This window comes from Clostridium thermobutyricum DSM 4928 (genome assembly GCF_002050515.1).
Classification (GTDB): domain Bacteria; phylum Bacillota; class Clostridia; order Clostridiales; family Clostridiaceae; genus Clostridium; species Clostridium thermobutyricum.
The window spans coordinates 1-9,415 of sequence record NZ_LTAY01000069.1; the positions used below are offsets into that span (position 1 = coordinate 1).

11 protein-coding genes are annotated in these 9,415 nt (G+C 25.3%); 10 read left to right on the forward strand and 1 reads right to left on the reverse strand.

From position 1 onward, the window contains the following. From CLTHE_RS12330 to CLTHE_RS12375, 10 genes are all read left to right on the forward strand, one after another. On the forward strand, window positions 1-692 hold a 692-nt coding region (locus CLTHE_RS12330; RefSeq protein WP_143324078.1), incomplete at its 5' end, for an urease subunit alpha. A 25-nt stretch (window positions 693-717) separates the two neighbouring features. Then, entirely contained in the window at window positions 718-1,167 is a 450-nt protein-coding gene (locus tag CLTHE_RS12335) for an urease accessory protein UreE (protein WP_080023753.1), read from the forward strand. Next, entirely contained in the window at window positions 1,142-1,855 is a 714-nt protein-coding gene (locus tag CLTHE_RS12340) for an urease accessory protein UreF (protein WP_080023754.1), read from the forward strand. The genes CLTHE_RS12335 and CLTHE_RS12340 overlap by 26 nt, the downstream gene beginning before the upstream one ends. Before the next feature lie 23 nt (window positions 1,856-1,878). After that, window positions 1,879-2,487 carry an urease accessory protein UreG gene (gene ureG, locus CLTHE_RS12345; RefSeq protein WP_242945647.1) on the forward strand — a complete coding sequence of 203 codons (609 nt, stop codon included), beginning with the start codon at window positions 1,879-1,881 and terminating at the stop codon, window positions 2,485-2,487. Between the two features lie 3 nt (window positions 2,488-2,490). Beyond that, a complete protein-coding gene (locus CLTHE_RS12350) occupies window positions 2,491-3,348 on the forward strand; it encodes an urease accessory protein UreD (RefSeq protein WP_080023755.1) in 858 nt (285 codons plus the stop codon). A 15-nt stretch (window positions 3,349-3,363) separates the two neighbouring features. Continuing rightward, window positions 3,364-4,572 carry an ammonium transporter gene (locus CLTHE_RS12355; protein WP_080023756.1) on the forward strand — a complete coding sequence of 403 codons (1,209 nt, stop codon included), beginning with the start codon at window positions 3,364-3,366 and terminating at the stop codon, window positions 4,570-4,572. Window positions 4,573-4,595: 23 nt separating this feature from the next. Next, window positions 4,596-5,117, forward strand: coding sequence for an AmiS/UreI family transporter (locus CLTHE_RS12360; RefSeq protein ID WP_080023757.1), 522 nt, complete (start codon window positions 4,596-4,598; stop codon window positions 5,115-5,117). 188 nt (window positions 5,118-5,305) lie between these two features. Further along, a complete protein-coding gene (locus CLTHE_RS12365) occupies window positions 5,306-6,001 on the forward strand; it encodes a response regulator transcription factor (protein WP_080023758.1) in 696 nt (231 codons plus the stop codon). Continuing rightward, on the forward strand, window positions 5,979-7,016 hold the full coding sequence (locus CLTHE_RS12370; protein ID WP_080023759.1) for a sensor histidine kinase: 1,038 nt from the start codon (window positions 5,979-5,981) through the stop codon (window positions 7,014-7,016). The genes CLTHE_RS12365 and CLTHE_RS12370 overlap by 23 nt, the downstream gene beginning before the upstream one ends. Continuing rightward, window positions 7,003-8,445 carry a sensor histidine kinase gene (locus CLTHE_RS12375; protein ID WP_080023760.1) on the forward strand — a complete coding sequence of 481 codons (1,443 nt, stop codon included), beginning with the start codon at window positions 7,003-7,005 and terminating at the stop codon, window positions 8,443-8,445. Before CLTHE_RS12370 ends, CLTHE_RS12375 begins: the two co-directional genes overlap by 14 nt. 92 nt (window positions 8,446-8,537) lie before the next feature. On the opposite strand, the gene CLTHE_RS12380 is transcribed toward CLTHE_RS12375, so the two are convergent. Continuing rightward, window positions 8,538-9,053: a ferritin gene (locus CLTHE_RS12380; protein WP_080023761.1), complete on the reverse strand. Its 516-nt coding sequence runs from the start codon at window positions 9,051-9,053 to the stop codon at window positions 8,538-8,540. Window positions 9,054-9,415 lie beyond the last annotated feature (362 nt).

Sequence of the window (9,415 nt, forward strand, 5' to 3'; positions counted from 1 at the left end):
GAAAACAAACTATAGCTGCTGAAGATATTCTTCATGATATGGGAATATTCAGTATGATGAGTTCAGATACAATGGCTATGGGAAGAATTGGTGAAGTTGTAACTAGAACTTGGCAAACAGCTAGTAAAATGAAAGTTCAAAGAGGGGTTATGGAAGGTGACAAAGAAAATTCTGATAACAACAGAGTTAAGAGATATGTTGCTAAATATACAATAAACCCTGCTATAGCTCAAGGAATAAGTGAGTATGTAGGTTCAGTAGAAGAAGGAAAAGTAGCAGACTTAGTTCTTTATGAACCAGCATTCTTTGGAGTTAAACCTAAAATTGTTATTAAAGGTGGAATGATTAGTAATTCAATCATGGGGGAAGCAAATGCTTCAATTCCAACTTGTCAACCAGAAATTCCAAGAGCAATGTTTGGAGCTTATGGAAAAGCAATGTCAAACACTTGTATAACATTCGTTTCTCAATATGCTTATGAACATGGAATTAAAGAAAAATTAGGTTTACAAAAAGAAGTATTACCTGTTAAAGGAATAAGAAACTTAACTAAGAAAGATATGAAGTTTAATGGAGAAATGCCTAAATTAGAGGTTGATCCACAAACATATGATGTAAAAATAAATGGTGAATTAGCTACTTGTGAGCCAGCAGAAACATTACCATTAACTCAAAGATATTTCTTATTCTAATTTATATAGGAGAGGCGATTAAGATATGATTTTAGATAAGGTTTTAGGAAATATAGAAAACACTAATTTAGAAGGTGTACATATAGAAAAAATTTATTTAAATAATGAAGAAATGCTAAAAAGAATAATAAGAGTTACTTCAGACCACGGTAAGGATTATGGTATTTCCCTTTCAGATGGAAATAAATTAAAAGATGGAGATATTTTATTTAATGATGGGCATAATGCAGTAGTTGTAAAATTTAATTCAGAAGATGTTTTAGTAATAAAACCAAAAGATATGAATCAAATGGGGAAAATAGCTCATGAAATTGGTAATAAACATTTGCCAGCACAATTTATAGATGAAACTATGATAATTCAATATGATTCTGTTGTTGAAGAAACTTTGAAAAAACAAAATTTAAATTATTCAAGAGAAAATATGGAGTTAAAAGAGGCATTTAGACATGTTGACTTCATGCACAGACACTAAAAATAATTTAAATATTCTCAAGATAATGCAGATATGTGATTCTAACTTCCCAATAGGATCATTTAATCATTCTTATGGAATGGAAACTTATCTTAGAGATAATAGGATAAAGGATACAGAATCATTTAGAAGTTGGATAAGAGCATTTTTTAGAAATCAATTTATATATAGTGATGGGTTTTCAATAAAACTTTTATATGAATATTTAGATAAAAAAAGCGAGAAAAAAATTTTAGAATTAGATAGAAGTATAACAGTTCAAAGTATGGCTTTTGAAACTAGAAATGGTAATAAAATGGTAGCCAAAAGAATGTTAAATTTATTTTTAGATTTATACGATTCAAAAATTCTTGAAATTTATTTAGAAAAAATAAATAAAAAAGAAGCTTTTGGTCATCCAGCAATTGTTTTTGGAATTCTTATGTATGAATTAAAAGTTAATTTAATAGATGCTATTCAATATTACATGTATAGTACAGCTTCTACGTTAATTCAAAATGCAGTACGAACTATTCCATTAGGACAAAAAGATGGGCAAATTTTATTAAAGGAATCTTCTGAAAGTTTTTTAGAACTTAGTGAAATAATTCAAACATTAGATGAAGATATGTTTGGAGCAAATGTACCAGGAATAGAATTAGCACAAATACAACATGAAACATTAATCTTTAGATTATTCATGTCATAAAAATTTTGAAAGGTGGAAAAATTATGAGACCAGTTGTTATTGGAGTTGGTGGACCAGTTGGAAGTGGGAAAACTCTTTTAATTGAGAGATTAACAAGAAAGATGAATGAAAATTATAAATGTGCAGTAATAACTAATGATATATATACAAAAGAAGATGCAAAATTTATGGTTAAAAATTCTGTGTTACCAGAAGATAGAGTAATAGGAGTAGAAACAGGTGGTTGTCCTCATACTGCTATTAGAGAAGATGCATCAATGAATTTTTCAGCAATTGAAGAATTAAAAAATAAATTTGATGATTTAGATATTATATTTTTAGAAAGTGGTGGAGATAATTTAGCTGCTACATTTAGTCCAGATTTAGTAGATTTCTCAATTTATATAATAGATGTTGCACAAGGTGAAAAAATTCCTAGAAAAGCTGGGCAAGGAATGATTAAAAGTGATTTGTTTATTATAAATAAAATAGATTTAGCACCATATGTTGGAGCTGATTTAGATGTTATGAGAAAAGACACTTTAAATTTCAGAAAAGAAAATTCTTTTATTTTCACAAATTTAAAAACAGATGAAGGTATAAATTCAGTTACTGAATGGATACAAAAGCATTGTCTTTTAGAAGGAATTTAAATCATGAATCAAAGTACAAAAGAATTAGATGAAAAAAAATCTTTTGATGGATATATTGATTTAGTTTTAGCTAAAAGTGGAGAAAAAACTATAACTACTAAAAGAGCTTTTGACGGAGTTATGAGAGTTTCTCCAACTCTTCATTTAGATAGAGAAGAGATATCAACTTATTTTTTAATTCAAATAGGTGGAGGATATGTAGAAGGTGAAAGATTTTTAAATAATATTGAACTTAAAGAAAATGCTAGAGCAATAGTTACAACTCAAGCTTCTACAAAGATATATAAATGTGAAAATAAAAAGGAAACATATCAAAAAACTAAGGTGATTTTATCAAAAAATAGTATTTTAGAATTTATAAATGACCCAGTTATTTTATATAAAGATGCTAAATATAAACAAGAAAATAATATTTATATAGATAAAGACTCTACTCTTATTTATTCAGATGGAATAACTTCAGGATGGTCACCAACTGGAGAAGTGTTTAAATATAGTAGTGCAAAATTAAAAACAAATTTATATTATGATGGTGAACTTATGCTAATAGATAATTTAGTTATGGAACCAGAAAAATATGATGTAAATAGTATAGGGTATTTAGAAGGATATTTAAATTTTGGAACTCTCTTGGTTATAAATAAAAATATAGATAAAAAATTTATAGAAAATATGAGAAAAAAATTAGAAGATGTTAGATTAGATGTTAGCTTTGGAGTATCTTCTCTAGAAATAAATGGATTTATTCTTAGAGTTATAGGAAATTTAACACAAGATATAGAGAAGGTAGTTAATATATGTCACAACTATGTTAGAAAAGAAATTTTAAATTCAGCTGAAATATTAATAAGAAAATATTAAATAGGAAGTGAAAATATGCTTAATGGAATAGAACATGGTAATGTAGCATTTATGATTTTATCAACAGTTTTAGTTTTTATAATGACACCAGGACTTGCATTTTTTTATGGAGGCCTTGTAGAGAAAAAAAATTCTTTAACTATAATGCTACAAGTATTTTTATCAATAGGTATAGTTACATTGATGTGGATTTTTGGAGGATTTAGTTTTGTTTTTGGAAATGATATAGGTGGAGTAATAGGTGATCCATCACAATATTTTGCATTTAATAATTTAGATTTTGTAATTAATAAACATTATGGTTTAACGATACCATTTTTATTATTCTTTATGTATCAACTTATGTTTGCAATTATAACATTACCTCTTATGACAGGTGCTATAGCAAATAGAATGAGAATAAGAGGATGGATAGTATTATTAATTTTATGGATGCTATTAGTTTACTTCCCAGTAGCTCATTGGATATGGGGAGGAGGTTTCCTTGCTAAAATGGGATTTGTAGATTTTGCAGGAGGAACTGTAATTCACATAAGTTCAGGATTTTCAGGGCTAGCTGCTATAGCTGTTTTAGGAAGCAGAGCTATAAAAAATGAAAAAGGTCCATTTAATTTAGGATTAGTTTCTATAGGAGCTGCACTTCTTTTATTTGGATGGTTTGGATTTAATGCTGGAGGAACTTTAACAGCAGCAGAAACAGCTGCAATTGTATTTGCTAACACTGGAGTAGCTGCAGCATCAGGAATGATAGTTTGGACAATAATGTACTATATAGAAGAAAGAAGATTTTCATTTTTAGAAGCTATAATAGGTGCAGTAGCTGGACTTGCAACAATTACTCCAGCATCAGGCTATGTTTCTCCATTATCTGCAACATTAATAGGAGCATTAGCAGGAGTATTTTGTTTCTTATGTGTAAAATTTGCAAAAAGAATGAAATGGGATGATGCCTTAGATGTATGGGGAGTTCATGGAATGGGTGGTTTACTTGGAACATTACTAATAGGTGTTTTTGCAAATAAGCTTATTAATGGAGTTAGTGCAGGAATGGATCAATTCTTAGTTCAATGTTTTGGTGCAATTTTTGTAGCAATTTACTCAATTATTGTTACATTTATAATAATGAAAGTAATAGATAGAGGAAACTTTATAAGAGTAAGTAAAGAAGAACAAGAACGAGGATTAGATGAAGTCTTTTTAAAAGAAAAATATGATTTAGATTAAAATTTGGAAAGGAGATCATATTAATGTTAGGAGCAGTTCTTTTATATGTTGGTTTTGTACTTATGATAAATGGGATAGGTAGACTTACAGATATAAATCCTAAATCAACAGCTATAATGAATTTATTTACAGGGAGTTTATCAGTAATTGTTAATATTGGAACTCTTTTAATTGATCAAACTCAAACTCCAGCAAATTCAACAGCATTTTATGCAGCTGGAACAGGATTATTATTTGGATTTACATATTTATTTGTAGGAATTAATTCTATATTTAATCTTGATAGTAGAACATTTGCATGGTATTCATTATTTGTTGCTATAACAACAATACCAGCAGGTATTCTTCAATGGAATGAAGGTGGAATTTATAATATACTTATGGCACTTATATGGTGGGCATGGGGAGTTCTTTGGGTTACAGGACCAATAGAAATTCTTTGGAAAAAAGATTTAGGACATTTTGTACCTTGGTTAAGTATTTTTGAAGGTATTTTTACAGCATGGATTCCAGGTTTCATGATATTAATGGGAATGTGGACTTAATTATTTTAAAATAATTATTAAAGAGAGTAATTTGAAATTCATTTTATGAATTTTGAATTGCTCTTTTTATAATTAAAATAAAAATTTTAGAAATTTGTAAGTTTTATAAATAGTAAATTGTAAATTTTACCTTATAAAATAAAACTATGTTCTAATAGATGATATAATTTGAAATGAGGTGAGAATTTATGGGAAAAGATACAATTTTAGTTGTTGATGATGATAAAGAAATAGTACAGTCTATTGAAATATATTTAGAAAGTGAAAACATGAATATATTAAAAGCTTATGATGGAATAGGATGTTTAAATATATTTAATAAAGAAAAAATTGATATGGTAATTATAGATGTGATGATGCCTAATTTAGACGGAATTAGAACAGTAAAAAAAATAAGAGAAAACAGTAATATTCCTATTATTTTTTTATCAGCTAAAAGTGAAGAGATGGACAAGATACTTGGATTGAATATTGGGGCAGATGATTATATGACAAAGCCATTTAGTATTTTAGAGTTAGTTGCTAGAATTAAATCAAATATGAGAAGATATAAGACTTTATTAGGAAAAGAAATAAAAACTGAAAAAGAAGTTTTAGAAGTTAGAGGATTAGAATTAAATATATTTTCAAAAGAATTGAAGTTAAATGGAGAAAATATAAAAATAACACCAATAGAATTTAAAATATTAAAGCTTTTAATGAGTAATTTAAATAGAGTTTTTAGTAGTGATGAAATTTATGAGAGAGTTTGGAATGAAAGCTGTATTAATTCAGATACAGTAATGGTTCATATAAGAAGAATAAGAGAAAAAATTGAGGTGAATCCAAAAAATCCAATTTATTTAAAGGTGGTATGGGGTAGTGGTTATAAAATTGAAAAATAAAGATGCTTTTAAGTATGTAATTAATGGTGGATTAATAGCTATTTATTTAGTATTTGTATTTTTAAATTATAGAAATAATAGAAATTTACAATATGTATATTTAGTTTCTAGCTTCATATTTATAGGCATTTTATATTTAAAGATTTTTATTAAAGAAATTAGATTATTATTTGTTGTTACTGCTTTAAATAAGATAATATCAAAAATAAATGATAATGAAATTACAATTTCAGAAATAGAGAAAGAGATGAAAGAATATCCTAATTTTCTAAAAGTAAAAAATACTAGTGATGGAGTAATAAAAATAGCTAAAGGTATAAAAGAATTAAAAAATAATATACGAGGAAATGAAAATGAAGTTAATATTCTTATGAGCAATGTTATAAAAAATTTGGACAATCCTGTAATGGAATTAAAAGAGAAAATAGAGGATTTACAAATAAACTATGATGAAAAGGATATAGAAATTTTAAAAAGGAAAGAAGAAGTAGTGGAGAATTTGGTTTTAGATATTTTTACTACAGCAAAATCAATGAATTTAAATATTCCTTTAGAGCTTATAGAATGTGATTTAAATTATGTATTAAGACAAATTATAGGAGAGTTTTCCTCAACAATAGAAAATTCAAATTTAATATATGACGTAGAAATAGATAAAGAAAAATTTATGTATAAAATTGATAGTGAGAAATTTTTTGAAGTAATAAAGATTGTATTAGAAAATGCAGAAAAACATTCATTAGAAAAAAGTAGAATATATATAAAATCTAAAATTAATAATAACGGATTAAGAATAGAAATAAAAAATATTTCTAAAGAAAAATTAGATATAAAATCTAATGAAATATTTAACATAGTGAAAAATAAAAGAGATTTTTCAGTTACAGGATTACCTTTAGAGAAAAGTAAGGCTTTAATAAAATCTATGAAGGGAACATTTAATATAGAAATAGATGGAGATCTTTTTAAAGTTATTATAAATTTTATGGAGGATAATTCTCATGATATTAAATAGTAAAAATATTTATAAGTTTTATGAAAAAATAGATTTAAAGAAGAACATGTTTGAAAAGATAGAACTATTTTTAGAAGATGAAAAGAAATTGGCAAACATATTAGATAAAAAGCTTATAATAGAAAATAAATTTTTAATAGCGTTATATTTAGTTTTATTTTTAATATTTCTAAGACCAGAGATAAGTAGTAGAGTAGGAATACATCCTTACACAGTTGGAGAATTAGCAAATAAATATATATTAATAAGTATAATAATTTTAGGTATAATATCTTTTATTCAAGCAATAGTAAATAGAGAAAAAGCTCTAAAAATAATGAGAAACAAAGAAGGGTACAAATTTTCATTTAATAAATTTTATTTGAAATTATTTAAAATAATAATTATATGTTTATATTTAAATAGTTTAAATTTTATTTGGGCAGAAATTATTACAGGATATAGTTTTTCTGATATTATAAATGGATTTGGAAAAGGAAGTAAATTGTTGTTTATAGCAAATATAATACTAATAATATTCTTAGTATGCTACAATATTTACTATTTAATAATAGGAGGCTTTATATCTTCTGGGTTTAATAATTTAGGAGAAGCTATAAAAAAAGGAAAGTTAGATTCTGTTAGGAAAAGTATTAGTATTGAAGCAGAATCTGAAATGATTTTAGGAAGCACTTATTCTATTATATTTAAAGAGTTATCTGTATTGATTGATAAATTAGAAGAACTATCAGATAAGGAAAGCAAGACATTATTAAACAGAACAGAAACTATAGCAAATGCATCCCATGATATAAAGACACCTTTGACATCAATAAAAAATTATATATGTATATTAGAAAATAATGATATAAAAGATTGTGATAAAGATAAATATATAGATGTATTAAAATCTAAAATTTTAGATTTACAACATTTAATAGCTAATTTAAAAATAGTAAGTGAATGTTATGAAGGGCAATTAACAGCTAAATTTGAAAGAACAAATATTAAAGAGTTAATATTTAATATTTTAAAGGAATATGAATCAGAATTTATAGAAAAAAATATAGAAGTTTTAGAAAAAGATTTTGAAGAAGAATTTTTAAATTTAGATGCAGAATTTAATAAAACTATTTTTAGAAATATATTTTCTAATATAGGAAAGTATTCTTTAGATAATTCCAGAGTATTTTTAGAAACTAAAAAAATAAGAGAAGATTATCATGATTATTTAAAAATAAGTATAAAAAATTATTCTAAAGAAAAATTAAATATAAATCCAGAAGAACTATTTCAAAGGTTTAAAAGAGGGGATAGTTCAAGAAGTACAGAAGGAAATGGATTGGGATTAGATATTATAAAAAATTTGGTTAATTTGCAAAATGGAAAAGTATATATAAATATAGATGGAGATCAATTTGAATTGGTGATAAAGTATATAATATACTAAATTCAAATAATATAATTTAGTAAAATTAAATTAGAATAAGATTATATAGTGAAATAGCACACTCATATTTTATAAGAGTGTGCTATTATTTATTAATTTCCTTGTGAAGTTGGTGGAGTAAATACTCTAGTAGCTAATTCTTCATCTAACATATACATAGCTGCTGGATTTCCTTCAAGTCTTCTAACTTTCTTTAAGATAGTTTGGAAGTTATTTTCTTCTTCAACTTGTTCATCAACAAACCATTTTAAAAGACTCATTGTTGCGTGTTCTCTTTCAGCAGTTGCAATATCTGCTAATTCATAAATTCTTTTTGTAACAGTTTGTTCATGATTGAATCCAGTTTCAAAAACTTCTATTATGTTATTATATTCAACCTTAGGTTTTTCTATAGCCTCTAATTTTACCATTCCACCTTTTTGGAAGATATAATCGTAAAATTTCATAGCATGAGACATTTCTTCTTGGGCTTGAACTCTAAAGAAGTTTGCCACACCACTTAAATCAATAGATTCAGCATATGCAGCCATAGCTAAATAAGTATATGATGAATAAAATTCAAAATTAACTTGATCATTTAATGCATCTAATAATTGGTTACTTAACATTATAAAATTCCTCCTATTCAAAAATGTTCCAATTAAATTTTACCCTTTTAAAAGAATATTTTCAATCAACTATTTATAAATTATAACTTTATAATAAATTTTGAAGAAAAATAGCTAAATATGATTTAGAAATAAAGAGAAAATTATATAAAATATAAAGTTAGATTAATATATTGTAAAAAAAAATACCATTTAATAAAAAATAATGGTTATTATGTTATAATTTAAAGGAAGTTAAGATTGAAAAGTTAATAATATTGTTATGAGTGTAAACGGTAGTAAATTATTAGTTCATTCAAATCTTACACATTTAAGATGATACATTAAATAAAACTAATTTACAGTTATTATAGAGTATATAT

What these genes read in the sequence shown, in the direction of transcription:
- CLTHE_RS12335 (WP_080023753.1), top strand. Translation starts at nt 718, where the DNA reads ATGATTTTAGATAAGGTTTTAGGAAATATAGAAAACACTAATTTAGAA.
- CLTHE_RS12340 (WP_080023754.1), top strand. Translation starts at nt 1,142, where the DNA reads ATGTTGACTTCATGCACAGACACTAAAAATAATTTAAATATTCTCAAG.
- ureG (WP_242945647.1), top strand. Translation starts at nt 1,879, where the DNA reads ATGAGACCAGTTGTTATTGGAGTTGGTGGACCAGTTGGAAGTGGGAAA.
- CLTHE_RS12350 (WP_080023755.1), top strand. Translation starts at nt 2,491, where the DNA reads ATGAATCAAAGTACAAAAGAATTAGATGAAAAAAAATCTTTTGATGGA.
- CLTHE_RS12355 (WP_080023756.1), top strand. Translation starts at nt 3,364, where the DNA reads ATGCTTAATGGAATAGAACATGGTAATGTAGCATTTATGATTTTATCA.
- CLTHE_RS12360 (WP_080023757.1), top strand. Translation starts at nt 4,596, where the DNA reads ATGTTAGGAGCAGTTCTTTTATATGTTGGTTTTGTACTTATGATAAAT.
- CLTHE_RS12365 (WP_080023758.1), top strand. Translation starts at nt 5,306, where the DNA reads ATGGGAAAAGATACAATTTTAGTTGTTGATGATGATAAAGAAATAGTA.
- CLTHE_RS12375 (WP_080023760.1), top strand. Translation starts at nt 7,003, where the DNA reads ATGATATTAAATAGTAAAAATATTTATAAGTTTTATGAAAAAATAGAT.
- CLTHE_RS12380 (WP_080023761.1), bottom strand. Translation starts at nt 9,053, where the DNA reads ATGTTAAGTAACCAATTATTAGATGCATTAAATGATCAAGTTAATTTT.